We start from the raw sequence: 24,492 nt of genomic DNA, 5'->3' as shown, positions 1-24,492 counted from the left end.
ATCGCCAGGTCCGGGCGGTGGGAAAGGATTCTTGGTTGGTGGGCTCGGCTGGGTAGCCTCGCGGGTATGAGGATCGGCATTGTGGGGGCCACCGGCCAGGTCGGTGGGGTAATGCGGCAGGTGTTGGCGGAGCGGGAGTTCCCCGCGGAACAGGTTCGGCTGTTCGCCTCCGCGCGGTCGGCGGGGCGGACCCTGCCATGGCGCGACGGCGAGCTGTTGGTGGAGGACGCCGCCGTCGCCGACTACTCGGGGCTGGACATCGTTCTCTTCTCGGCCGGTAAAGAAACCGCGCGGGATCTGGCCCCCCGGGTCGCCGAAGCCGGAGCTGTGGTGATCGACAACTCGTCGGCTTTTCGGATGGACCCGGCGGTGCCACTCGTCGTCGCCGAGGTGAATCCGCACGCTGCCCGGCAGCGGCCCCGAGGGATCATCGCCAACCCGAACTGCACCACGATGGCCGCGATGCCGGTGCTGCGTCCGCTGCACGCCGAGGCGGAGCTGGTGAGTCTCGTCGTATCGACATATCAGGCGGTCTCCGGTGCCGGCCTCGCCGGTGTGGCAGAGCTGGATGAGCAGGTCCGGAAGGTGGCCGAGCACGCCAGTGGCCTCACCTTCGACGGCGCGGCCGTGGACTTCCCGGTGCCCCGGTCGTTTGCCCAGTCGATCGCGTTCAACGTGCTCCCGCTCGCCGGGTCGATCGTTGACGACGGCTCCGAGGAGACCGACGAGGAGCAGAAGCTGCGGAACGAGAGCCGCAAGATCCTCGAGATCCCCGAGCTCAAGGTCTCCGGCACCTGTGTCCGGGTACCCGTCTTCACTGGCCACTCACTTCAGGTCAACGCGCGCTTTGCCCGGCCGATCACCCCGCAGCGGGCCCGGGAATTGCTGGCTGACGCGCCCGGTGTCGCCCTCTCCGAGGTGCCCACCCCGTTGCAGGCCGCCGGTCAGGACCCGACCTATGTGGGCCGAATCCGCGCCGACCAGACCGTCGAACACGGTCTGGCCCTCTTCTGCGCCAACGACAACCTGCGCAAGGGGGCGGCGCTCAACGCCGTACAGATCGCCGAATTGGTCGCCGCCGAGCGCGCCTGAGTCGCACTGTCGGCGCCGCTCCCACCCCCGGGGCGGCGCCGACGTGTTTGGATTGTGGGTGACCCGACGAGGGAGGCAACCGTGACCGACCAGAGCCAGGCGCCGCTGCTCAAGCTTCTCGCGGAGCACCGGATGGGTGTGTTGGCGACGCTGCGGCGGGACCGGCCAGCGCAGCTCTCCACCGTGCTCTACCAGTACGACCCGGCGGCCGGGCTGATCCGGATTTCGGTCACCGATAGCCGGGCCAAGGTCGCCAACCTGCGGCGGGATCCGCGGGCCAGCTTCCACGTCAGCAGCGGCGCCGGCTGGGCGTTCGCGGTCGCCGAGGGGCGGGCCGAGCTGACTCCGGTCGCCGAGCAGGTGGACGATCCCACGGTCGAGGAGCTGGTCGCCCTCTACCAGGCGATGCAGGGTGAACACCCGGACTGGGACGAGTTCCGCCGGGAGATGGTGGCGCAGCGCCGGCTGGTGTTGCGGCTGCACATCGAGCGCGTCTACGGCCTTCCTCCGCGCGGCTGAGCGGCCACCCCATCGCGTCCGGGCTCGTTACCTGCCGCCTGGTGGGGGTAGTCCGCGGTGCCGACAGCGAGAGGGGAGCACCATGACAACGGTCGGAGAGTTCATGACGACCCGGTTGGTGACGATGGACGGCAACGACACGCTCATCGCGGCCGCTCAGGAGATGCGGGATTGCGCCATCGGGGACGTCGTGGTCACGGACGGCGACGAGGTGGTCGGTATCGTGACAGACCGTGACATTACGGTTCGGGCGGTGGCGGAGAACATGAACCCGGCCTCCACCCGGTTGAACGAGATCACCACCCGAGATGTGATCACGGTCAGCCAGTACGACGATGCCGTGGCCGCCGCCGACCTGATGCGCACGTACGCGGTGCGTCGCCTGCCGGTGGTCGAGGACGGGCAGCTGATTGGGCTGGTGTCGATGGGGGACCTGGCAGTGGAGCGGGAACCGCAGTCGGTGCTCGCGGACATCAGCGCGGACGACCCAAACAACTAGCGCGGCCCGGCCGCGTTTTACCCGGTCCGGGCGGGGTTAGCCGCTCCGGATCGGGGGACCCGTGCGTGGAGGTGCCGGCACGTCGGAATGTGCCAGGGGAGCCCATCGTTCGTGGGTGCGGGGCCGGCGGGAGGGGAGACCCATGTCGGAAGCGACCACGGCCTTCTTCAAGGATCTCGACCGGCGAGGCTGCGAGCCGCTGCTGATGAAGATCACCGCGACGGTCCGGTTCGACCTGCACGAGGGGGCGCACACGTCCCACTGGTTCGTCCGGATCGACCGGGGGCAGTTGCGGGTGAGCCGGGAGGATCGTGCGGCCGACGCGGTGATCGGGCTCAGCCCAGAGCTCTTTGAGGAGCTGGCCGCCGGCCGGGAGCACGGCATCGCCGCCAGCCTGCGGGGCGACCTGACGGTCAGCGGCGATCCACGGCTCTTCGTCCAGGTAGAGCGGCTCTTTCCCGGCGACCCACGCTCGCGTGGGCCGCGTCGAGTCGTCGAGCGGGAGGTTCGTTGATGCCGGGAAACACGGTGCGCATCCTCGACGGCAATACCTTCGTGGTCTCCGCGGAGAGTGGGGACATCGAGGCGACGCCGAACGAGCCGACCGGTCTCTTCTCGCTCGACACCCGTTTCCTGTCCACCTGGGTGCTGACGGTCAACGGCGAGCGGCTAAACCCGCTCTCCTATGATGACCTGCAATATTACGAGGCGCGGTTCTTCCTGGTGCCGGGGGCGGCGACACACTACGTGGACGCCAAGCTCTCGGTCGTCCGGGAACGGGCCGTGGGGGGAAGCTTCCGGGAGACGCTCACCATTCTCAATCACGACGAGAATCCGGTCGAGCTGGAGGTCCGGATGGCGGCGGCAGCCGATTTCGCCGACCTGTTCGAGATCAAGGACGACCGGCTGAGTAAGCAGGGTGAGATCTACACCGAGGCCGAGTCGGACCGGCTGCGGCTGGGCTACCGGCGTGGCAATTTCCGGCGCGAAACCATGATCACCTCGTCGGTGCCGGCGCAGTTCGACCAGGGTGGCTTCGCGTACACCCTCCACCTGGCCGCGAATGAGCAGTGGGTGGCGGAGATCGACGTCCGGACCCTGACCCTCGGCCCCGGCGGCCGGGACCTGCGCCGGGGCCTGCGTGCGCACGGCGACGAGCGGCTCGCCCTGGAACAGGACCTCAAGGAGTGGATCGCGAACGCTCCCCAGGTCAACAGTGAACGCGAGGATCTGACCGCGACGTACCGCCGCTGCCTGGTCGACCTGGCGGCGCTGCGCTTCGTTCCGTTCTCGCTGGGTGGGGCGGCGCTACCGGCCGCCGGCCTGCCATGGTTCATGACCATGTTCGGCCGGGACAGCATCCTGACCTGCCTGCAGGTACTGCCGTTCACCCCAGAGTTGTCCAAGACGACGCTACAGATCCTCGCCGCGCTTCAGGGCACCCGCTTCGACGACTTCCGGGAGGAGGATCCGGGTCGGATTCTGCACGAGATGCGGTACGGCGAGACGGCGGCCTTCGAGGAGCAGCCACACTCGCCGTACTACGGCTCGGTGGACGCGACCCCGCTGTTCCTTGTGCTCCTCGACGAGTACGAGCGGTGGAGTGGGGACGCCGATCTGGTGCGGGCGTTGCAGGTCGAGTGTCGGGCTGCGTTGAAGTGGATCGATGACTACGCCGACCTGGTAGGCAATGGCTACATCTGGTACGAACGACGCAACACCGACACCGGGCTGGAGAACCAGTGCTGGAAGGACTCCTGGGACTCCATCTCCTACCGGGACGGCACCCTGCCGCCGTTTCCCCGCGCCACCTGCGAGGTGCAGGGATACGCGTACGACGCGAAGGTGCGGGCGGCTCGGCTGGCCCGCGAGTTCTGGGACGACCCGGCCTTCGCCGAGCAGCTGGAGCGGGAGGCGGCCGACCTCAAGGAACGGTTCAACCGTGAGTGGTGGGTGGAGGACGGCGGGTACTACGCACTCGCTCTGGACCCGGACGGTCGGCAGTGCGACGTGCTCAGCTCCAACATCGGGCATCTGCTGTGGAGCGGAATCGTTGCCGACGAGCGAGCCCCGAGAATCGCCGAACACCTGGTTGGGCCACGGCTCTTCTCCGGCTGGGGAGTTCGAACGCTGGCCAAGGGGGAGGCCCGATACAACCCAATCGGCTATCACAACGGCACCATCTGGCCGTTCGACAACTCGTTTGTCGCCTGGGGCCTGCGCAAGTACGGCTTCGCGGAGGAGGCGGCGACGGTCGCCAGCGGCATCCTCGACGCCGCCCGCTACTTCGACGGTCGGCTGCCGGAGGCGTTCGGCGGCTACCCACGGGAGCTAACCAAGTTCCCGGTCGAGTACCCGACCGCGTGTACGCCCCAGGCCTGGTCCACCGGCGCCCCGCTGTTGCTGCTGCGGACGATGCTCGGGTTGGAGCCACACCAGGGCCACCTGGTTGTCGAGCCGCGTCTACCAGCGGGGATGGGGCGGATCGAGGTGCTGGACATCCCGGGCCGGTGGGGTCGAGTGGACGCGTTCGCCCGCGGCCGGCTCGACCTGCGCCAGCACGGCGACTGAGGGGCGCGGGCCCCGCCTTCGGGACCGCCATTGGCGGCTGTAGTCGGGGCCGGCAGCCGAAAGCAGACACGGCTTCCACCTACCGGGCGGTCCGCTGACCCGGGGTAAGGTCAGCGGATGCCGGAACTCGTGTATCCGCCCGTGATCGCCGCCGCCCAGACGATGTTCCGGGTACTCGACCTGAAAATCACTATCGAGGGTGCCCACCACGTTCCCCGTACCGGTGGAGCTGTCCTGGCCAGCAACCACGTCAGCTACCTCGACTTCATCTTCTGCGGGCTGGGCGCGCGCAAGTCGAAGCGGCTGGTCCGGTTCATGGCCAAGAAGTCCGTGTTCACGCACCGAATCTCCGGGCCGTTGATGCGGGCGATGCGGCACATCCCGGTCGATCGGCGGGCCGGCAGCGGCTCCTACGTCGAGGCGGTCACCGCGCTGCGGCGGGGCGAGGTGGTCGGGGTCTTTCCCGAGGCGACGATCAGCCGGTCGTTCACCGTCAAGCACCTCAAGAGCGGCGCGACCCGGATGGCCCAGGATGCCGACGTGCCGGTGCTGCCGGTGGCGCTCTGGGGAACCCAGCGGCTCTGGACCAAGGGACGGCCACGCACCCTCAGCCGGCGGCACACCCCGATCTCCATCCTGGTCGGGGAGCCGATGGATCCGGCTGCCTACCCGGACGCGAACGCGATGAACACCGACCTGGCCGAGCGGCTGAGCACCCTGGTTGACCGGGCCCAACGCGAGTACCCGGAGAGCCCGGCCGGCCCCGACGACAACTGGTGGCTCCCGGCGCACCTCGGCGGCGGCGCACCCACCCCTGCCGAGGCGGCCGTCCTGGATCGCTCCTGAACCGCTCGGGTTCAGCGGGTTCTGTTGAGCTCGTAGTCGGCGAGCACGGCGCCGGAGGGGGTTCCCTCCAGCCGCAGCAGATTCCACTGCCGTAGCTGCTCGTCACCCTCGCCGAGCAGTCGTCGTCCGGAGCCCAGCACCGCCGGGGCGATGACGAGCCGGAGCTCGTCAACCAGACTTTCCGCCAGTAGGGACTGGGCGAGGCGAATGCTGCCGTGGACGCCGATGTCGCCACCTGGACGCTCCTTGAGCCGGCGCACGAGATCGGCGACCGAGCCTGAGTGGACCGTGGTGTTGGCCCACGGCACTGTCGGAGTCGCCGAGCTGATGAGGAACTTCGGCACCGCGTTGATGAAGTCGGCGAAGGGCTGTTCCTCCGCCGTCGGCCAGTACGGCGCCCACTCGTCGTAGGTCCGTCGGCCGAGCAGCACGGTGTCCTGGGCCTTGATCGTGCGGGCGAGGTTGGCGTACATCACCTCGTCGAAGGTGAAGATGTAGCGGTCGGGTGCCTCCACCACCCCGTCCATCGACATCAGCGTGTAGAGCACGACCTTGCGCATGGAAGCTCCCCGGATTGTCGGTTCGGTCGACTGAGTGTCGAACTCCGGTATGACAAACGGCTCCGGGGCGCATGGGTAGCGGAACCATCGACGGCAGTCGGCAACGGATCCGGTCACCGACTACCGAGGCCCACCCCCGCGTCCCGTGCGGTGGAAGCTCTCCGCGAGGGTGCCGACGAACTGTCGTGGGATGAACGGGAACGTGTCGGTGAGGACGTAGTAGTAGGTGCCGTCGGGGTACTCGGGCGTGACCCCGTGTCGACCGTTGGCCGCGTCCAGTCCGCCGTGGCCCACCACAAACTCGAAATCCTCGGTGTACGTGCCGTCGTACGCGCCGCCCGGGCCATTTGGGCGCAGGCCGGAGCGCAGCCGGTACGAGGAGGTCAACTCGACGATCCCGGAGGTCGGGTCCATGGCGTCGCGGTAGCCCAGTCCCGCGTAGATGGGGAAGCCGTCGCCGGCCCAGCCGAGCAGCGGAGAATGGCGGCTCGGGTCCCGCTGATCGGCGAGAGCCGTGGGCAGGCCGTGGTAGTGGTACGCCCCGGTCGGCTGGACGTGGGCGTTGTTGTCGTCCAGGCCGAGGGTTGTCTTGGGCCCGATCGCCTCGATTGTCCAGCCGGAGGCCGGGTCCCGTCGGTACCACTCGGCGGCGAGGGGATCGAAGGGGACCCCGTTGACCGCGATGCCGAAGGGCTGCGGCAGGACAAACCGGGTGGGGCTACCGGCCCGCGTGCCGTGCAGCGGTAGCTGAAACTCGTACGCCTGGGCGGAGACGGTGTGGGGGTTGTTCGCGTTCGGGAAGCTACCCCTTGGGTGGTTCGGCAGTCCGTTGGCACGGATGATCCGACTGTCCCCAGCGACCGTCACGTCGATCTGCGTTCCGGTGGCGCTGTCGGCGATCGAGTAGCTACCGGTCAGCTCGGTCGACACCGGGGTGGTCGGTGTGTCGATGGAGGCGGCTGACGCCGAGGGGGCGTCGACTCCGGTGACCGTCGTCCGGCCACACGCCGAGACCCCGAGGGCGGCGGCGAGCCCACCGAGTAGGAAGACGCGGCGGGTGGGTCGACCAGAGCCGGATCGAGGAGAAGTCATACCCGCACTGTGGCTGCTGACTTCAGGTGTTTGCTGTGCGCTACCTGTGTACTAGCTGGATTCAGCACCGAGGCATCTCAGGCTAGTGTGGTTTCCGGGCGCGGGTGGACGCCACTCGTCGGGAAGGCCTAGGCATCAGCAGGCTCGGTTCCGCGCTGACGGGTCAGGAACGCCTCGATCCGGGCGAGTACTCCGTCCCACCCCTCGTTGGCGAAGTAGTCCCGGACCTCGGGAGTCGGGAAGCCGCTCTGGACGACGGTCATCAGGGTGCCGCCGTCCTTTTCTTCGAACGTAACCTCGATGCGGGTTGTCATGGTCATGCCGTCCGGGCTGGCGCCGGTGGACTCGGTGACGAGGCGGTGTGGGCGGTCGATCTCGAGGAATGTCTGTGTTTCCCGGAACAGCATGTCGGGGCTGGGTCCCCACACCGCGGTCTGCTGTCCACCAACCCGAAGATCGACCTCGATCTCGAGGATGTCGGGCTGTTCGTCGAGGATGGTGAACCAGATCTTCTGCTTCTCGGCGTCCGTGTACGCGTCGAAGACCTCCTCGGGTGTCGCGGGCAGGTGTCGCGTCATCTGCATGTCGAGCGTCATGAGTTCTGTCCCTTCGGGCCGGGCTGGAGAGTGAGATAGACGTCGAGCCCGTCGAGGCGGCGGGCCCAGAGCCGTTGGTAGAAGCCGATCCAGGCCATCGCCTCGTCCAGGGGCGCAGCGCCGAGGCGGCACTGACGTGAACGGCCAACCTTCTCAGTGACGACGAGCCCGGCGTCTTCGAGCACCTGGACGTGCTTCTTCATGCCGGTCAGGCTCATCCCGGTGGGCTCGGCGAGCTCGCCGATGGTGGCCGGGCCCTCGCCGAGCCGGATCAGAATGCCGCGGCGGGTCGGATCGGCCAGCGAGGCGAACACCCGGTCTAGGACATGTTGGTGAACCATGCAGTTCACTTTATGACACTGAACCCCTGAGTTCAACGAGTATGGTGTGGTCGAGCTGCCTGAAGATCTACAAGTGCGTCGCTTCCGGCCCCAAGGCCGCCTGCCCTCAGCGGGAGGCATGCCGGGCGGAGAGCGTGGCGGCTTCGTTGCCGCGGTTCACGCGCTCGAAGAATTTCTTCGCAATGCCGATACGGTGTGCGATGGCTGAAGGGTCGCATGTCGGTCATGGGCTGTTTAATGGGTCGTAATGGCACTCTCGGCCCAGTTAGTGCAGTAGTCGCCTTACAGGGAAGTACCACCTGATTCCGGTGTTGGTGATCGTCCTGAACGCCCTGCGGTAAGCCGTTTGTGGGTTTACTCGAGGTAAGCCCACAAAACGAGAAAGGTTCTCATACTGTGCTTCTGGGGGCTACAACCAGTTTGTAGCAGGGGCGTTCACCTTTACGTGATATGTCCCTTTCTGGTATGAGGAGAGGGCAGAGAGCTCAATGTCCAACTACCAAGCTCAGAACAATGCCGTCAACCCGCAGGCCGCGTCGAAGCGGCGACGCAAGCTCTGGATCGCCGCCGGTCTCACCGGGGCGGTCAGCATCGCCGCGGTTGGTCTCACCGGGGTCGGAGCCGGCGCCCGGGACCTGGCCCAGAATGCGGCCCAGATCGCCAGCAGCGGCGGTCAGGGCGCCGACGCGGGCGGCGAAGGACACGAGGGCCGCGAGGGCGGCTGGGAAGAGGGCCGCGAGGGCGGCTGGGAAGACCACCGCGAGGGCGGTTGGGAAGACCGCCGCGGGGGTGACTGGGACGGCAACCGCGACGCGGGGGATCGGGGGAAGAAGAAGCGGGGGAAGGAGGTGCCCTGTAAGACCGACAAGCTGATTCAGGCGATTGTCTATGCCAACAACAACCAGGGTGGCGTACTGGAGTTGGCGAAGGACTGCACCTACACGTTGACCCGTTCCGACGACGAGGGCAACGGCCTGCCGATCATCGAGGAACGCATCACGCTCCTCGGCGACAACACCAAAATCGTCCGGGATGGCCAAGCTGACAACTTCCGGATTCTCAACGTCGGCCGGAGTGGACACCTGAAGGTCAAGGATCTGGTCATCAAGGGTGGCCAGGTGGGTCCGCTGGCGACCGACGTTCCGGTTGATGGGGCTGCGGATCCCGGGGGGATGCCCCCCTTCTCGAACTCGGCGGACGCGCCCCAGGACGGCGACCCGGGTGCTATGCCCGTATGCGGAGACTGCGGCAAAGGTGCCAAGCCCGACCACCACGAACGGCACTCGAACGACGGCGGTGGTGTCCTGGTGCAGGACGGGGGCACGGCTGAATTTGAGAAGACCCACTTCGTCGACAACCAGGCTGGTGGAGTCGGGGGCGGGATCGCCAACTTCGGCAAGACGGAGCTCTACCACACCACGGCAGACGGAAACACCTCTCTGCTGCAGGGTGGTGGGATCTTCAACGCGGGTGTGCTGAGAACCAGCAAGTCCACGGTGAAGACCAACAACGCCATCTTGGCCGGTGGTGGCATCGCAAACGGTGCGAAGTTTGCCGATGAGGAGCGCCGGGATATTAAAGGCGGCACAGTCTGGATCGAAAAGACCGAGATCTTCAACAACGCGACGTTCGGCCCTGGTGGCGGCCTGTCCGATTTCGGCGGCAACACCATGATCGACCAGTCACGGGTCATTCGGAACGTGGCGAATGGATCCGGTGGCGGCATCTCGGCAGCCGGCAGGAGCAGCCTCGACGTAAAGGAAACAGAGGTAATTGATAACATCACCTTCATGTATGGTGGCGGCCTCAGCTTGCGGGACGGCACCGTCGCCAACGTGGTGAAGAGCGAGATCAAGAAGAACAGGGCGGTTGACGGTGCCGGTGCGTACAACCACCGGAGCGAGGTGACCTTCCGCGACAGCACGATCTCCGACAACTTTGCCGGTAACAGCACTGGCGGCGTCTACAACGTACGCGGCGAGGTTGACCTGTCGAAGACGAAGGTGTCACGCAACCTCTCCAAGATCGCACCCGGTGGCATGTTCAACGAGCGGGGCGAGGTCACGGTGGACAACAAGTCCGCGATCAAGGGCAACACCCCGACCAACTGCGAGGGCAGCCCGGACCCGATCGAAAACTGCTTCGGCTGATCGGCTGATCGGCTGATCGGCTGATCGGCGGCTGAACGGCTGAACAGCGGGTAGCGAACGAGAATCCCCAGCCCTGCGAGATCGGGCTGGGGATTCTCGTGCGCCAGGAGCCTCGGCCGCAGTCTGCGCGACCTCGTCGGGTTCGCCGCTGCCTTCGAAGCCCGCGCCCGGGCCGGTGGCCGTTGGAAATCAACTGTTGTCGTTTGGGGAGCTCGCCGTGATGGCCTGGTGACCGTCGATTCGCATGCTGGTGAGATGCGACGGACGGTGGTGCTGGGACTGATGTGCGCGTTGGCGCTGGCCGGGCTGACCGGATGTAGCGTGCCTATCGAGGGTGTGGTCGGGGTGCGGCTGGACGCCGACGGCCGGTTGGTCGGGGTGTTCGACTGGTGCCGGGGCAAGGCCGGGGCCGACACGATCATTCTCTACCTCGGCCTGAACGATGGCGGGGTCGCCGACGAGGTGATCCAGCTTGAGCGGGATCCTGCTCGCAGCGCCCACACCGCGGAGGAAGTCGTACTGCTTGATCCGGCGGCTGGTTGGCAGACGAAGCTGGCGCCACCGTCGTTAGATGACAGCCAGCTCTACAGCCTGCGCGCATGGAACGAAAACCCTGGCGCAGTGAAGGACTTTCCGTTTCGGATCAGCGAGCTGCGCGGCCATACGGGCTCCGCCGCGATCCTTACCAAGCAGTGGGCGGCCGGGGAACCTGGCGGCTTCGTTGCCGACTTTCACACGCCCGAAGAATTTGCTCGCTACGCCGATACGGTATGCGATGACTGAAGGGCCACAGATCGGCTATAACTGTTCAATCCGGTCGTAAGGGCATTCTCTGGCCTGGTAGCGCGCTACCTGCGTTATTGGCTTATACCACCTGATACCGGTGTTGGTGATCGTCCTGAACGCCCTGCGGTAAGCCATTTGTGGGTTTACTCGAGGTAAGCCCACAAAACGAGAAAGGTTCTCATACTGTGCTTCTGGGGGCTACAACCNNTTTGTAGCAGGGGCGTTCACCTTTACGTGATATGTCCCTTTCTGGTATGAGGAGAGGGCAGAGAGCTCAATGTCCAACTACCAAGCTCAGAACAATGCCGTCAACCCGCAGGCCGCGTCGAAGCGGCGACGCAAGCTCTGGCTTGCCGCCGGTCTCACCGGGGCGGTCAGCATCGCCGCGGTTGGTCTCACCGGGGTCGGAGCCGGCGCCCGGGACCTGGCCCAGAGTGCGGCCCAGATCGCCAGCAGCGGAGGTCAGGGCGCCGACACGGGCGGCGAGGGGCGCGAGGGCTACGAGGGCTACGAGGGCTACGAGGGCCGAGAGGGTCACGAGGGTGACTGGGACGGCAACCGTGAGGGCGGCTGGGAAGAGGGCCGCGAGGGCGGCTGGGAAGACCGCCGCGAGGGTGACTGGGACGGCAACCGCGACGCGGGAGATCGGGGGAAGAAAAAGCGCGGGAAGGAGGTGCCCTGTAAGACTGACAAGCTGATTCAGGCGATTGTCTACGCCAACAACAATCAGGGTGGCGTACTGGAGTTGGCGAAGGACTGCACCTACACGTTGACCCGTTCCGACGACGAGGGCAACGGCCTGCCGATCATCGAAGAGCGCATCACGCTCCTCGGCGACAACACCAAAATCGTCCGGGCCGACAACGCCGAGTTGTTCCGGATCCTCAACGTCGGCCGGAGCGGACACCTGAAGGTCAAGGATCTGGTCATCAAGGGCGGTAAAGTCGGTCCGCTGGTGATCAACATTCCGGTTGATGGGGCTGCGGATCCCGGGGAGATGCCCCCCTTCTCGAACTCGGCGGACGCGCCCCAGGACGGCGACCCGGGTGGTGTTATGCCCCCATGCGGAGACTGCGGCAAAGATGCAAAGAACGACCACCACGAACGGCACTCGAACGACGGCGGTGGTGTCCTGGTGCAGGACGGGGGCACGGCCGAGTTCGAGAAGACCCACCTCGTCGACAACCAGGCTGGTGGAGTCGGGGGCGGGATCGCCAACTTCGGCAAGACCGAGCTCTACCACACCACCGCAGACGGAAACGCGGCTCTGCTGCCGGGTGGTGGGATCTTCAACGCGGGTGTGCTGAAGATCAGCAAGTCCAAGGTGACCACCAACAACACCGTCAGCGCCGGCGGCGGCATCGCCAACGGTGCGAAGTTTATCGCAGCTGACCGGCGGGACATTGCCGGTGGCACAGTCCGGATCGAAAAGGCCGAGATCGCCGACAACGCAACGTTCGGCCCCGGCGGGGGTCTGTCGGACGTCGGCGGCGACACCACGATTGAGCGGTCACAGATCAAGCGGAACATGGCGGGATCCGGTGGAGGCATCTCGGCAGTCGACCGGAGCAACCTCCACCTCAAGGAAACAGAACTGCAGGGCAACGTCGCCGACGTGGATGGTGGTGGCCTGAACCTGCGGGACGGTGCCGTCGCCAACGTGGTGAAGAGTGAGATCAAGAAGAACCGGTCCGTCCGGGGTGGTGGTGTAGCCAACCACCGGAGCATGGTCACCTTCCGGGACAGCACGATCTCCGACAACTTCGCAGGCAGCCGTGCTGGCGGCGTCTACAACGTGCGCGGCGAGGTCGACCTGTCGAACTCGAAGGTGTCGCACAACCGCTCCACCTTCGCGCCCGGTGGCGCGTTCAACGAGCGGGGCGAGTTCACGGTGGACAACAAGTCCGCGATCAAGGGCAACTCCCCGACCAACTGCGAGGGCAGCCCGGACCCGATCGAGAACTGCTTCGGCTGATCGGCGGGTAGCGAACGAGAATCCCCAGCCCTGCAAGACGGGGCTGGGGATTCTCTGCGTGCGCTAGGTGCCTGCTCTCGGCGGGTGGGTCAGGGCTGCTCGGGGAGCTGCGCGACGAACGCACGCCAGGCCGTGGGCCCGAACACCAGCGCCGGACCGCTCGGGTCTTTGGAATCCCGGACGCCGACGACTCCCGGCAGGTTGTCGGCGACCTCGACGCAGTTGCCGCCGCTCGAACCGCTACGGGTAGACTTCTTCCACCGGGCGCTATTGAGGTCCATGGTAGGTCTCTACTTCCTTCAACAGGTCGACGGACGGGTTGCGCGGCAGAGCCTCATTACGAACGCTCTCCCACATCATGTGCAGCTTAGCCACTCCATCGTCTTTGTCGACCACCTCTCCACCGAGCTGATTTTCCAGGTGGCCGATCCACCGCCCCTCATTCGATCGGGCCAGCGCGAACGGCCCCGACAGCCCGATGTGGATGCCGGTGGCGGCGGGGACGATCAGCACGTGTACGTGCGGCAGCTCCGTCATGGAGATCAAATGGGCGATCTGCTGTGCCATGATCCCGCTGAAGCTGTCGCCGGTGCGCCGAAGAGCGCCCTCGTCCAGCACCGCGACGAGTTGCGGCGGGTGATCGTTTGTCAGGATCTTCTGTCGCTCCAGCCGAGCGGTGGTCAACTGCTCGACCTCACTGTCGCTGAGGCTGTCATCGGCGCGGAGAACCGTCCGTGCATAGTGCTCCGTCTGGAGCAAACCGGGAATCAGGATCGGCTCGAAGTAGCGAAGTTGGGTCGTGGTGCGCTCCGCGTCCAGCCACGGCAGGAACCAGGACGGGGTACCCAGTTTGGAGGCCAGCCGCTCGAACAGGCCGCCGGTTTTGAGCGCGCGGTCGGTCCCCCGGATGAAGTCGATCGTGAGTGCGCGGCTGCCGTTCTCCACGGCGCTGACGTGTGAGGCGGTGTATCCGGCCGCCCGCCCGAAGGCTTCCTGCGTCAAGCCGGCCGCGCCTCTGGCACGGCGAATCTCACTCACGATGAAGTCGGCGATTGGCCCTGGCACATCGGTCATTCAGCACTCCTCAATTTGGTGATCGACTACCCGTCTCGCTACCCGGGGGCGGGCGTTTGCCCACAGCAACCCAGTAGACACACGTACCTGGAAATCCCAGGTCTGCGGCATCCAACCTGGAGGTAGAGCGTCGGTCGGTGGAGTGATCCGAATCCGCCGGAGGCGCTGTCGGGGGTCGCCCTTCAATTGCGGGGTCAGGCGGGGGCGAGATTACCAATGTCCATTCAGATTGGAAGTGTCGTTGTGCCGACAGTCGTCAACCAAGATTTGCCGCAGCGAAAGCGTTGGGCCGCTTCAGTAGGCTCGAACGGTTTGAATCCGTCTAAACCGGCCGTGTCTGAAGGCAGGTCCGCGCGTTTGCTGAGCGTGGGGCTTGGTGGGCGGGCGGTGGGGAGAGCGCGCGTCTTTCACACCCGCGAGGACGTGCTTCGAGCTGTGCTTGCTGGGCTGCGGAGGCTGTGATGACCGACGACCGAAGACCGCCTGAGCTGCACCCCAACCGCGACCCGTCGGGGACGCCCCCACTGCCCGATGGCGATTGGGTGCGGGCGAGTCGCCCCCCGGACCCGAGCCCACTCACCACCCGGCAGAAGCTGACGGCAGTACTTGTGGTGGTGATCGTTGTTGCCGCCGTCGTCATCGGCGTGCTCCGGTGACGAAGTGGAAAGAATTTCGACCCCATTTGGCCGCCCGGCCGAGAAGCCTCAGAATGCCCAAGCTGAGTGCGAACTCATCGGGTGCCCCGTCGAAGGAGTGCCCGCTCTATGCCTCGGCGCATCCGTTTCGACGCGCCCGGTAGGCCAAGTAGGCCGCGGACCTCATGAATGTCCAACTCCTGTCGACCGGCTAGGGCGATCGCTGCGGCGTACGGTCGCATGTCGGGCTGACGGAGCAGGGCCTCGGTCTCCTGTAAAACCTTGAGCAGGACCTCTCGGTCCGCTTGTGGGTGTTGAGCGACGAGCCGGAGGAATGTGTTTCGGTCCCACTGGTCGAACTCGCCGGCCAGCATCTCGGCCAGCGTCGTCGTGTTGGTGCGGATGTCCTTGGCGACAGCCAGCCGCACGAAGGAGTAGGGACAATGGGCAAGAGCCTGCAGCCCGTCCTGATCGATTCGAGGGTCCGTAACGAGGTCCAGATAGTCCCGCGGTGTGCGTGGGCGGGGCAGCAGCCTGTCGATGTCCCCCACCGGCTCATCCTCCCACGCTGGTCAGGTACCTGCCCGGCCCGGTCGCTCGTTGCGGCAGTCGTCTACCGTCGGCCTGTGACGATGAGTGACGAGGACTTGGCCGTCATCCGCCGACGACCGGCGTACCAGTCAGCCTTGTGGCTGGGGCGGCTGGCCATCGTGCCGCAGTTGGTGCCGTTCGCCGTTGTTGCGCTTGCCGATGACGTCAGCTTGGCAGATGCGGTCTTCTCCTACGCTTGGCTTTCCCTGGTCATGCTGGCCGGCGCGTTCCTGCTTCTTCGGCGTGCCGGAGTTCCCTTCGAACGACAGGGCTGGTCGGTGGCAATGGCCGCCGACCCCAAGCTCAACGACGCCCTAAGGTCAGACCTCCTTTTCCGGCGAAGGTGACGCGTCGCCCTGCCGGGCCACCTCGCTTCGCCGATAGCTGGCCGGCCTCGATGGGCTGCGGCTGCACGACCTGCGGCCCGAGTGGACAAACTTCAACCCGGACGGCACGGTGAAACGCATGGTGACCCACCGCGCCCGCCGCTGACCGTCGGCATCGCGCCGGCAGTGAGCTGATCATCCCGGAACTGGTCCAGTTACCTCCCCAGCGCGTTCGCACCACGTATAGCCCCATGCGGCTGGTTCGGCTGCAAGAAAGTCCGGTGCGCCCGGCAGGATTCGAACCTGCGGCCTTGGGATTAGAAGTCCCCTGCTCTATCCGCTGAGCTACGGGCGCGCGCCGTGGATTGTTGCCCGAGAAGGGTACCGCCGCGGGCCCGGTCGGCGGGGGAGCGGGTGGCGGTGACCGCGTCCGGCGGCAATCAGGCCTGGGGCGCCGTTGACGTCGCCCCGGCGGCCTGGTGGGGCGTCGGCGGTGCCGCTTGCGCTGTTGGGAGTCCGCTGTCAACTCTCCCGGCGCCGAGGAACCCATCGGCCCAGCGTCCGACCTCCGTCAGGACCGTCTCGCGTACGGCGGGCGCGGAGAGCGTGAGGTCGTGCAGCCCGCCGTCGACCCGGAGCAGGGTGACGTGCCGGCCGAGCCGGGGCGCCCAGCGCGCCATGTGCTCCACATCCAGCACCGAGTCGGCGCTGGCGGCCGCCTCCCGCCACTTCAGCCCCTTGAAGCTGCGCGTCGAGGCGGCCACGAGCATCGGTGCCGGGATGTTCAGCCCGGCGCGGAGCTGTTGCTGGCCCCGCCGGATCGCGGCCAGCCAGCCCGCCCGGATCGGGAAGCCGCCGAGTGGTTTCCAGGCGAGGTCGTAGTTCCACTCGCCGCGGTGGTTGGCGTGCAGGCTCTCGCCGTAGACGGTGCTGAGGCCGTTGGCGAGGGTGCGCTTGGGTGACCGGTGGGCCAGGCGGGCGACGGCCGCCGCTGCGGGGCGGCGCAGCACCCAGGGGAGGTTCAGGTCGAAGAAGGGGCTGTTGAGGAAGAGCCCGTCAACCACGCCGGCGTCCCGCCGGGCGTGCGCCCAGAGCGAGACGATTAGGCCGCCGGTGGAGTGGCCCATGCCGAGCAGGGTGTCGTGCCCGTCGTCCGATCTGATGATCTTTACGGCGGCGTCCAGCTCCGCGAAGTAGTCACCGAGGTCCAGGCAGAAGTTCGCCGTCTGGTGCGGGAGCAGGCTGCGACCGTATTTGCGCAGGTCCAGGGCGTAGAAGTCCCAGCCCTGGGCGGCGAAGTGGTCGGCGACGTGGGTCTGGAAGAAGTAGTCGACAAATCCGTGTACGTAGAGCACCGCACGGTTGGTGGGCCGTTCGGCGCGGCGGCGCACCAGGGTCGCCACCACCGGGCCCTCGTCGTCGCTGCCCAGGTCGATTGTGTGCCGCTCGTAGGGCGGCCCCAGCACGTCTGGTTCCACGACTGCGACGGTACGCCGGCCAGCTACCGGACGGTAGCCCTCCTCCAGGCGTCGTGCTGGAGGAGGGCCGGGGTACGTCCGAGCTGGTGGTGCTGCGAACCGTCAGCCGTCGGCGTCCTGCGCTGCCTTGGCTGGCGGGTCGGTGTCGCGCAGGTGCTTGTTGTGCCGGGGCTCCTGTCGGGTTTTCGCGTCGTTGAGGCGGCGGCGCAGGTCGTCCCGGACGTCGTTGAGCGCTGCCTGCAGATCCTCCTCCGCCGAGGTGGTGACGATCTTCTGCCGGCCGGCGATCCAGCACTCCAGGGTGACCTTCTGACCCTTCGTCTCCCGGTTTTTGACCGATACCTCCAGCTCGGTGGCGTCGGCGTGGAAGCTGGCGAGCCGGGCATCGAGCATGCCGAAATGGTCGGCGATCCAGGACCGGTCGCTCTGCGCGAAGCCGGCTCCCACTCGGAGGCACTCGTTGACGGTGGCCGGGTTGGTGACCCCGCTCATGGCTGCGCCTGGCCGGTGCCGGTGGTGATCGTCATCATGATCACTGACCCCTTCGTCCGGTTACTAGCTGTTGATCCAGGTATACCCAACTTTTGTCGTTCCGGAACATTGTCAATTCTGCTGCTTGCTCCGCTGCTGTCCCAGGGCCAGAGGCCCCTAGCACACTGGGCCTTTGAACAGGTTGTTGTCCACACCCTGCTTCGTTGTCCACAGCTCACTCCCAGCGAGATGGCAGCGCCCGACGGGGCCGGACAGGCTCAGGTCGAGCAATTTGCGATGACAACCTGACCCGGGAGGGACGATGTTCGACACCCACGTCACGGTGATCGGCACCGCCGTGACCGCGCCCGAGTGGCGGCGCACCAACCAGAGCCAGACCCTGGTGGCCAACTTCAAAGTGGCCTCCACCGCGCGCCGCCTCGACCGCGAGAGCGGTCGCTGGGTTGACGGCAACAGTCTCCGCCTTCGGGTCAACTGCTGGCGTCGGCTCGCCGAGGGGGTCGTGACCTCGGTGATGGTCGGCGACCCGGTGATCGTCTCGGGGCGGCTCCACACCCGGGACTGGACCGACGACGCCGGCAGCCATCGAACCCACTACGAACTGGAAGCCGTCGCGGTCGGGCACGACCTTTCCCGCGGTCGGGGTCGGTTTCTGCGTAATCGACCGGTGGCCACGGCCGGCACCACGGCAGATCCCACGGCGGATCCCGCAGCGGGTTCCACGGCGGATCCTGGAATGGGTCCCACAACGGATCCCGTAGCGGAGCCGGGGGTGCCTGGTGCGCAGACCGAGTCGGCATCGGCCGCCCCCACCAACCAGCAAGTCGACCAGCCAGCCGACCAGCAAGTCGACGAGGAGATCGACGAGGGGGTCGAGCTGCCCGCGCTGCACGACCACCCGCCTGCTGCCGGTGCCGACGTGGACTTCCTGGATGCTCCGATTGCCGACGCGGACCGGGGCGTCGCTGGCTCTGGTCAGACCGACGGGCCAGCCTTCGTCGGGAGCCCCGACCTGCCAGCGGAGGCGACCGACGAAGCCGGCCAAGTCGATCCGGCTGGGCAGAGCGCCGAGCCGCCACCCGGTGGTAGTCGAGCCCGGCGGGGCCGCGGGCGGGTGTCCGCCTGACGCCGACCAGTCTCGGTCGGTGGTTCAGGCCGACCGGTGACGGCTTGGTGGGGAAAGGGCGCGACGGGGGCGGGGTGCCGGCTGGCGTAGGCCGTCACCCCGCGCGTCCATCGGGCTGTCACCCCGCGCGTCCATCGGGCTGTCACCCCGCGCGTCTGTCGGGCCGTCACTCACCGGCACCGTTTTCGTCCGGGTCGCCGCCCGGTTCCGTCCGCCGCCGACGGATCGGGGCGAGACGGTCGGGCGGGCCGGACGTGGGGCTCGGCTACGCTGACCGGCCGGAGGTGATGGCCGGTGCGGCAGGCGACGGTAGCGGGGCTAGTCGCGGGTTACGCGATGGACGCGCTGGTCGGCGACCCTCGCCGCTGGCACCCGGTGGCCGGGTTCGGCCGTGCGGCGAGTTCCTTGGAGCGGCGGATCTACCGGCCGGACCGGGCGGCTGGCGCGGCCTACACCGCGCTGGCGGTGGGAGTGCCGGTGGCGCTCGGTGCCGCGGTGACGGTCGCCACCCGAGGGCGTCCCCTGGCGCGGGGCGTAGTCGTAGCCGCCGGCACCTGGGCCGTGCTCGGTGGGCGCACGTTGCGTCGTGAGGCGGCGGTGCTCGGTGCGGCGCTTGGCGACGGTGACCTGCCGTCGGCCCGGCAACGCCTGGGCCACCTCTGCGGGCGGGACCCGTCAACACTGGACGAGCCGGAGCTGGCTCGGGCCGCTGTCGAGTCGGTCGCCGAGAACACCTCCGACGCCGTCGTCGCCCCGCTGTTCTGGGGCGCGGTCGCCGGCTTGCCCGGGCTGCTGGGCTACCGGGCGGCGAACACACTCGACGCGATGGTTGGCCACCGCTCCTCCCGGTACGCGCGCTTCGGCACCCCCGCGGCCCGCCTCGATGACCTGCTCAACCTCGTACCATCTCGGCTGACCGGGCTGTTGACGGTCGCCGGGGCGCCGCTGGCCCAAGGGGACCGGGAGCGGGCCTGGCGGGTCTGGCGCCGGGACCGGAACGACCATCCCAGCCCCAATGCCGGGCAGTGCGAAGCGGCGGCCGCCGGGGCGCTCGGTGTCCGGCTCGGTGGGCGCAACGTCTACGCCGGCCGGGTCGAGGTGCGTCCGTTCCTCGGCGACGGCCCGCGTCCAGACGCGAGCCACCTTCCTCGGATGGCCCGGATCTCCGCCGTCGTCGGGCTCGCCACGCTCGGGCTCGCGACGGCGTACCCGCTGACCGTGGGGCGTCTGCTCACCGCCGGGGGCCGCCGGGCGATCAGCGGCGGGAAACAGATCGTACGCGGGAGGCGGCGGTGAGCGGCGGGCTGTTGGTCACCGGAACCACCTCGGACGCCGGCAAGAGCGTCCTCACCGCCGGGATCTGTCGCTGGCTGCACCGGCAGGGCGTACGAGTGGCGCCGTTCAAGGCGCAGAACATGTCCAACAACTCGGCGGTCGTCGTCGGCCCGGACGGGCGCGGCGGTGAGATCGGCCGGGCGCAGGCGATGCAGGCAGCGGCCTGTGGCCTGGCCCCCCAGCTGCGGTTCAACCCGGTGCTGCTCAAGCCGGGCAGCGACCGGAGCAGCCAGGTGGTGCTGCTCGGCGAGGCGGTCGACACCCTCACCGCCGGTTCGTTCCGGCAGCTTCGCCCCCGTCTCGCCGAAACCGCGTACGCGGCCCTGGCGCAGCTGCGGGCGGCTTACGACGTGGTGATCTGCGAGGGGGCGGGTAGCCCGGCGGAGATCAACCTACGGGCCGGGGACTACGTCAACATGGGGCTGGCGCGGCACGCCGACCTGCCCGCGATCGTGGTCGGGGACATCGACCGGGGCGGGGTGTTCGCCTCCATGTTCGGCACGGTGGCCCTACTGGAGCCGGCCGATCAGGCGTTGGTCGCCGGATTCGTCATCAACAAGTTCCGCGGCGACCCGGGCCTGCTGGCGCCGGGCCTGGACATGCTGCGTCAGGTCACCGGAAGGCCCACCTACGGGGTGCTGCCCTGGTCACTTGACCTCTGGCTCGACGCGGAGGACTCGCTGGCGTACGGGCGGGTGCTCGGCCGCCCGGCCGCCCCCCGCGGCAGCGACTGGCTGGACGTGGCCGTGGTCCGGCTGCCCCGGATCAGCAACGCCACCGATGTCGAGGCGCTCGCCACCGAGCCGGGCGTGCGGGTGCGTCTCACCGTCGAGCCCGCCGAGCTCGCCGCCGCCGACCTGGTCGTGCTGCCCGGTTCCAAGGCGACCGTGGCGGACCTGGCCTGGCTGCGCCAGACCGGCCTCGCGGAGGCCGTGCTCGCCCACGCCGCCGCCGGGCGGCCCCTGCTCGGCGTCTGCGGCGGCTTCCAGATGCTCGGCCGCGGCATCCACGATCCGGTGGAGAGCGGGCAGGGCAGCGTACCCGGCCTGGGGCTGCTGCCGGTCGAGGTCACCTTCGACCCGGTCAAGACGGTCCGGCAGTCGGCCGGCACCGGGTGGGATGGCGTCCCGGTCCGCGGCTACGAGATCCACCACGGGTACGTCTCGGCCGCCGACCCCGACCTCACCCCGCTCTTCACGTACGCCGACGGCACCGGTGAGGGCGCGGTCGCCGGGGCGGTGTACGGCACCCACTGGCATGGCGCGTTCGAGTCGGATGGGTTCCGTCGCCGTTTCTTGACCGAGGTGGCCCGGCAGGCTGGCCGATCCGGGTTCCGGGCGGCCCCGGACACTTCCTTCGCTGGCGCCCGCGAACGTTCCCTGGATCTGCTCGGGGATCTGGTCGAGGAGCACCTGGACACCGCCGCACTGTGGCGGCTGATTGAAACCGGCCCACCGTCGGGCCTGCCGTTCATCCCGCCGGGCGCACCCGACGGGGACCCGGCCGCCTGACCCGGGCCGGCCGCCGGACGGGCAGCCGCCTGACGCCGATCCGGCCAGCTAACGCCGATCCCGCCGCGTGACGGGGATTCGGCCGCGTGACGGGGATCCCGCCGCCTGACGGGATCCGGTGCCGGTGTCAGTGACGGATGTCGGCGGGGCGGTCGGAGAGGGGGAGTCCCGCCTCCTGCCAGGCCTGCACCCCTCCGATGATGTCGGTGGCGCGACGCAGGCCCAGCGCGCGTAGGCCCGCCACGGCCAGGCTGGAGCTGTAGCCCTCCCGGCACACCACCACGACCTCCCGGTCGTACCGGGTGGCCTCCGGGATCCGCCAGGTACTGGCCGGGTCCAGCCGCCACTCCAGCACCGCCCGCTCGATGACGATCGCGCCGGGCAGCTCACCCTGCTCCGCCCGCTGCCGTTCGGTGCGGGTGTCGATCAGCAACGCCCCGGCGCGGATCGCCTCGACGGCCTGGTGCGGGGTCAGCCGGCGCACCCCGACGCGGGCCTGCTCCAACAGGGCATCAACGCCTGGACTCATCACGCTGTGGGACACCAGCCGATCATGCCGCCCGTGCCCGGCAACGCGCGGTCGAACGGCGTCGGCCAGCGGTACGACCGCTCGAACGGGCGACGGACCGAGGTGGCGCGGCTGCGCCGCCGGATACGGTCAGGCCGTGGCGGTAGCGGTGATGGAGTCGTACGCCCGGTTGGCAGATCGGGTGTGTGCGGCGCCGGCGCGGTTGGGGAAGACCCGGCTGGTGGCTGTGGACGGACCCAGCGGCGCGGGGAAGAGCTGGTTCACGGCGCGGCTCGCCGATGCGCTCGCCGCCGGGCCCGGCCGGGCCCGGCCGGTGGTGATACACACCGACGACCTGCTCGACGGCTGGGCTGACCAGCTCACCTTCTGGTCCCGGCTGGAGGAGTGGGTGCTGGCGCCGGTGCGGGCGGGGCGGGCCGGGGAGTACCGGCGGTTCAGCTGGGTCCGGCGGTCGTTCCTGCCCCGCCCGGTGCCGGTGCCGGCGGCACCGGTCCTGCTGCTGGAGGGGGTGAGCGCGGCGCGTGCCGCGGTGGCGCCGGAGTTGAGCCTCGCCATGTTCGTAACCGCCCCAGCGCAGCTGCGGCTCACCCGGGCGGTGACCCGGGACGGCCCCGGGATTCTGCCGGAGCTGCGCCGCTGGCACGCAGGTGAGCGGGCCCACTTCGCCGCCGACGGCACCTGCGGCCGGGCGGACCTGGTGGTTGACGGCGCGCCGGTGTTGCCCCACGACCGCGCCCGGTACTACCTGCGGCGAGGCCGGTCGGTAAGGCGGGCATACGATGCCGGTCATGACAACATCGATCATGTCCGAGTCTGACCTGCGGGCCGCGCTTGAACGGGAGCTGCCCGGCGTGCGGGCGGATCTCGAGCGTCTCGTCCGGATCCCGAGTATCGCGTTCGACGGCTTCGACCACAGCCACGTGGAGCGTTCCGCGGCAGCGGTCGCGGAGCTGCTGCGGGACTGCGGCCTAGAGGTGCGGCTGGCCCGCTCCGGTGGGCAGCCGGCCGTGATCGGGACGAAGGCGGCGCCGCCCGGTGCCCCGACCGTGCTGCTCTACGCCCACCACGACGTGCAGCCGGTCGGTGACCGGTCGCTGTGGGAGTCGGACCCGTTCGAGCCGGAGGAGCGGGACGGCCGCCTCTACGGCCGCGGCGCCGCCGACGACAAGGCGGGCATCATGGCGCACATCGCGGCGCTGCGGGCGTTCGGTGACTCGCTGCCGGTGGGTGTCGTGCTGTTCATTGAAGGCGAGGAGGAGTACGGCTCCGATTCGCTGGCCGGGCTGCTCGCCGAGTACCGGGACGAGCTCACCTCGGATGTCATCGTGATCGCCGACTCGACCAACTGGGACATCGGCGTGCCGGCGCTGACCACGTCGCTGCGTGGGATCGTGAACTGCTTCGTCGAGGTTCGTACGCTGGACCACGCCGTGCACAGCGGCATGTACGGCGGCCCGGTGCCGGACGGGCTGACCGCGCTGGCCCGGCTGCTCGCCACCCTGCACGACGACGCCGGGAACGTGGCCGTGGACGGGCTGGTCAGCCGCGGCGGCGCGGCGGTGGACTATCCGGAGGACCGCTTCCGCGCCGAGGCGGGGCTGGCGGAGGGTGTGCAGTTCATCGGCACCGATCAGATCACGGACCGGCTCTGGACCAAGCCGGCCCTAGCGGTACTCGGCATCGATGCGCCGGCCACCGGGGAGGCGCCGAACGCCCTGGTCCCGGCCGCGAAGGCCAAGCTGAGCCTGCGGCTGGCGCCGGGTGATGACCCCAAGGGAGCGTACGCGGCGCTTCGTGCGCACCTGAGCAAGCATGCTCCGTGGGGTGCTCAGGTGTCGGTCACGCTGGAGCACGACGGCGAACCCTGCCGCATCGACGCCTCCGGCCCGATGTTCGACGCGGCTCGCTCCGCGTTCCGTACCGCCTGGGACGGCACCGATCCGGTGGACATCGGGGTCGGCGGTTCGATCCCGTTCATCGCCACGTTCCAGGAGATGTTCCCGCAGGCCGCGATCCTGGTGACCGGTGTGGAAGATCCGTACGCCCGGGCGCACGGCCCGAACGAGAGCCTGCACCTGGGGGAGTTCGCTCGGGTGTGCCTGGCCGAGGCGCTGTTGCTGCGGAACGTCGCTACCGCTGGGCGTGCCTGAGCCCCAGCGGGGTTGAGCTGCCAGCAGGGTTGCATGGGCCAGCGGGGTTGAGCTCTTGCCGGGGTTGGCCACAGCCTTCCTGAGCGGTCTGCGGGCGGACGTGCCTGCGGTGGTGGTACCTCCGCAGGCACGTCCCCAGCTGTGCCAGGTGTCGGAACCATAACGTCCTGTTCTAGCTGGGCGTTTCCGGCGTGTCCGTCACCCGGGTGGTATAGCCT

At 68.3% G+C, this 24,492-nt stretch carries 26 protein-coding genes and 1 tRNA gene; 16 read left to right on the top strand and 11 right to left on the bottom strand.

Annotated elements, in window-relative coordinates; all coding sequences use genetic code 11:
* Window positions 1–66 precede the first annotated feature (66 nt).
* The 6 genes from B116_RS0114270 (at window position 67) to B116_RS0114245 (ending at window position 5,527) form a co-directional block, all read left to right on the top strand.
* Window positions 67–1,092: an aspartate-semialdehyde dehydrogenase gene (locus B116_RS0114270; protein ID WP_027660463.1), complete on the top strand. Its 1,026-nt coding sequence runs from the start codon at window positions 67–69 to the stop codon at window positions 1,090–1,092.
* A gap of 81 nt (window positions 1,093–1,173) precedes the next feature.
* Window positions 1,174–1,611, top strand: coding sequence for a PPOX class F420-dependent oxidoreductase (locus B116_RS0114265; RefSeq protein ID WP_018720340.1), 438 nt, complete (start codon window positions 1,174–1,176; stop codon window positions 1,609–1,611).
* An 82-nt stretch (window positions 1,612–1,693) separates the two neighbouring features.
* Complete coding sequence (locus B116_RS0114260; RefSeq protein ID WP_026321373.1) at window positions 1,694–2,110, top strand: CBS domain-containing protein; 417 nt, start codon at window positions 1,694–1,696, stop codon at window positions 2,108–2,110.
* Between the two features lie 142 nt (window positions 2,111–2,252).
* On the top strand, window positions 2,253–2,624 hold the full coding sequence (locus B116_RS0114255; protein WP_027660462.1) for an SCP2 sterol-binding domain-containing protein: 372 nt from the start codon (window positions 2,253–2,255) through the stop codon (window positions 2,622–2,624).
* Entirely contained in the window at window positions 2,624–4,681 is a 2,058-nt protein-coding gene (locus B116_RS0114250; protein WP_027660461.1) for an amylo-alpha-1,6-glucosidase, read from the top strand. Before B116_RS0114255 ends, B116_RS0114250 begins: the two co-directional genes overlap by 1 nt.
* A gap of 117 nt (window positions 4,682–4,798) precedes the next feature.
* Window positions 4,799–5,527 (top strand): lysophospholipid acyltransferase family protein, encoded by a 729-nt coding sequence (locus B116_RS0114245; protein ID WP_018720336.1) that lies wholly within the window; start codon window positions 4,799–4,801, stop codon window positions 5,525–5,527.
* Window positions 5,528–5,538: 11 nt separating this feature from the next.
* Here the strand turns inward: B116_RS0114245 and B116_RS0114240 are convergent, their stop codons facing one another.
* The 4 genes from B116_RS0114240 to B116_RS0114225 form a co-directional block, all read right to left on the bottom strand.
* Entirely contained in the window at window positions 5,539–6,087 is a 549-nt protein-coding gene (locus B116_RS0114240) for a dihydrofolate reductase family protein (protein ID WP_027660460.1), read from the bottom strand.
* Window positions 6,088–6,207: 120 nt separating this feature from the next.
* Entirely contained in the window at window positions 6,208–7,179 is a 972-nt protein-coding gene (locus B116_RS0114235; protein ID WP_027660459.1) for a YHYH protein, read from the bottom strand.
* Between the two features lie 128 nt (window positions 7,180–7,307).
* Window positions 7,308–7,775, bottom strand: coding sequence for an SRPBCC family protein (locus B116_RS0114230; protein ID WP_018720333.1), 468 nt, complete (start codon window positions 7,773–7,775; stop codon window positions 7,308–7,310).
* Window positions 7,772–8,116 (bottom strand): ArsR/SmtB family transcription factor, encoded by a 345-nt coding sequence (locus B116_RS0114225; protein WP_018720332.1) that lies wholly within the window; start codon window positions 8,114–8,116, stop codon window positions 7,772–7,774. The genes B116_RS0114230 and B116_RS0114225 overlap by 4 nt, the downstream gene beginning before the upstream one ends.
* Before the next feature lie 488 nt (window positions 8,117–8,604).
* Here B116_RS0114225 and B116_RS0114220 point away from each other — a divergent pair, with 488 nt between their 5' ends.
* The 3 genes from B116_RS0114220 (at window position 8,605) to B116_RS0114210 (ending at window position 13,027) form a co-directional block, all read left to right on the top strand.
* Window positions 8,605–10,266 (top strand): hypothetical protein, encoded by a 1,662-nt coding sequence (locus B116_RS0114220; RefSeq protein WP_027660458.1) that lies wholly within the window; start codon window positions 8,605–8,607, stop codon window positions 10,264–10,266.
* A gap of 255 nt (window positions 10,267–10,521) precedes the next feature.
* Window positions 10,522–11,049, top strand: a complete 528-nt coding sequence (locus tag B116_RS0114215) for a hypothetical protein (RefSeq protein ID WP_033667635.1) — start codon at window positions 10,522–10,524, stop codon at window positions 11,047–11,049.
* Window positions 11,050–11,329: 280 nt separating this feature from the next.
* Window positions 11,330–13,027 carry a hypothetical protein gene (locus B116_RS0114210; RefSeq protein WP_027660456.1) on the top strand — a complete coding sequence of 566 codons (1,698 nt, stop codon included), beginning with the start codon at window positions 11,330–11,332 and terminating at the stop codon, window positions 13,025–13,027.
* A gap of 89 nt (window positions 13,028–13,116) precedes the next feature.
* On the opposite strand, the gene B116_RS0114205 is transcribed toward B116_RS0114210, so the two are convergent.
* Window positions 13,117–13,308, bottom strand: coding sequence for a DUF397 domain-containing protein (locus tag B116_RS0114205; protein ID WP_027654463.1), 192 nt, complete (start codon window positions 13,306–13,308; stop codon window positions 13,117–13,119).
* On the bottom strand, window positions 13,295–14,101 hold the full coding sequence (locus B116_RS0114200) for a helix-turn-helix domain-containing protein (protein ID WP_027660455.1): 807 nt from the start codon (window positions 14,099–14,101) through the stop codon (window positions 13,295–13,297). The genes B116_RS0114205 and B116_RS0114200 overlap by 14 nt, the downstream gene beginning before the upstream one ends.
* Before the next feature lie 461 nt (window positions 14,102–14,562).
* Between B116_RS0114200 and B116_RS0114195 the strand changes: the two genes are divergently transcribed.
* Window positions 14,563–14,757 (top strand): hypothetical protein, encoded by a 195-nt coding sequence (locus B116_RS0114195; protein ID WP_018724016.1) that lies wholly within the window; start codon window positions 14,563–14,565, stop codon window positions 14,755–14,757.
* Window positions 14,758–14,831: 74 nt separating this feature from the next.
* Here B116_RS0114195 and B116_RS0114190 read toward each other — a convergent pair whose 3' ends face one another.
* Window positions 14,832–15,287, bottom strand: coding sequence for a hypothetical protein (locus tag B116_RS0114190; protein WP_027660454.1), 456 nt, complete (start codon window positions 15,285–15,287; stop codon window positions 14,832–14,834).
* Window positions 15,288–15,362: 75 nt separating this feature from the next.
* Here B116_RS0114190 and B116_RS0114185 point away from each other — a divergent pair, with 75 nt between their 5' ends.
* Window positions 15,363–15,674, top strand: coding sequence for a hypothetical protein (locus B116_RS0114185; protein ID WP_027660453.1), 312 nt, complete (start codon window positions 15,363–15,365; stop codon window positions 15,672–15,674).
* A gap of 261 nt (window positions 15,675–15,935) precedes the next feature.
* On the opposite strand, the gene B116_RS0114180 is transcribed toward B116_RS0114185, so the two are convergent.
* The 3 genes from B116_RS0114180 to B116_RS0114170 all read right to left on the bottom strand — a co-directional run bounded on the left by B116_RS0114180 (window position 15,936) and on the right by B116_RS0114170 (window position 17,623).
* A tRNA-Arg gene (locus B116_RS0114180) sits at window positions 15,936–16,008 on the bottom strand.
* A gap of 85 nt (window positions 16,009–16,093) precedes the next feature.
* The gene (locus B116_RS0114175; RefSeq protein WP_027660452.1) at window positions 16,094–17,131 is read right to left on the bottom strand and encodes an alpha/beta hydrolase; all 1,038 of its coding nucleotides are present in this window, start codon (window positions 17,129–17,131) and stop codon (window positions 16,094–16,096) included.
* A 102-nt stretch (window positions 17,132–17,233) separates the two neighbouring features.
* Window positions 17,234–17,623 (bottom strand): HPF/RaiA family ribosome-associated protein, encoded by a 390-nt coding sequence (locus tag B116_RS0114170; protein WP_018724020.1) that lies wholly within the window; start codon window positions 17,621–17,623, stop codon window positions 17,234–17,236.
* A 301-nt stretch (window positions 17,624–17,924) separates the two neighbouring features.
* Between B116_RS0114170 and B116_RS0114165 the strand changes: the two genes are divergently transcribed.
* The 3 genes from B116_RS0114165 (at window position 17,925) to B116_RS0114155 (ending at window position 21,595) form a co-directional block, all read left to right on the top strand.
* The gene (locus B116_RS0114165; RefSeq protein WP_027660451.1) at window positions 17,925–18,749 is read left to right on the top strand and encodes a single-stranded DNA-binding protein; all 825 of its coding nucleotides are present in this window, start codon (window positions 17,925–17,927) and stop codon (window positions 18,747–18,749) included.
* 294 nt (window positions 18,750–19,043) lie between these two features.
* Window positions 19,044–20,045, top strand: a complete 1,002-nt coding sequence (locus B116_RS0114160) for a cobalamin biosynthesis protein (protein WP_027660450.1) — start codon at window positions 19,044–19,046, stop codon at window positions 20,043–20,045.
* Window positions 20,042–21,595 (top strand): cobyric acid synthase, encoded by a 1,554-nt coding sequence (locus B116_RS0114155; protein ID WP_027660449.1) that lies wholly within the window; start codon window positions 20,042–20,044, stop codon window positions 21,593–21,595. The genes B116_RS0114160 and B116_RS0114155 overlap by 4 nt, the downstream gene beginning before the upstream one ends.
* Window positions 21,596–21,722: 127 nt before the next feature.
* Here B116_RS0114155 and B116_RS0114150 read toward each other — a convergent pair whose 3' ends face one another.
* Complete coding sequence (locus tag B116_RS0114150; RefSeq protein ID WP_033667631.1) at window positions 21,723–22,124, bottom strand: rhodanese-like domain-containing protein; 402 nt, start codon at window positions 22,122–22,124, stop codon at window positions 21,723–21,725.
* 136 nt (window positions 22,125–22,260) lie between these two features.
* On the opposite strand from B116_RS0114150, the gene B116_RS0114145 reads away from it, so the two are divergent.
* Both B116_RS0114145 and B116_RS0114140 read left to right on the top strand, forming a co-directional pair.
* The gene (locus tag B116_RS0114145) at window positions 22,261–22,941 is read left to right on the top strand and encodes a uridine kinase family protein (RefSeq protein WP_027660447.1); all 681 of its coding nucleotides are present in this window, start codon (window positions 22,261–22,263) and stop codon (window positions 22,939–22,941) included.
* Window positions 22,928–24,274 (top strand): dipeptidase, encoded by a 1,347-nt coding sequence (locus B116_RS0114140; protein WP_018724026.1) that lies wholly within the window; start codon window positions 22,928–22,930, stop codon window positions 24,272–24,274. The genes B116_RS0114145 and B116_RS0114140 overlap by 14 nt, the downstream gene beginning before the upstream one ends.
* The last annotated feature ends 218 nt before the right edge of the window (window positions 24,275–24,492 follow it).

The sequence above is a fragment of the Salinispora fenicalii genome, from assembly GCF_000514815.1.
Lineage (GTDB): Bacteria > Actinomycetota > Actinomycetes > Mycobacteriales > Micromonosporaceae > Micromonospora > Micromonospora fenicalii.
Note: the sequence above shows the minus strand (reverse complement) of the source record. Positions and strands in the feature narration are given on the sequence as shown.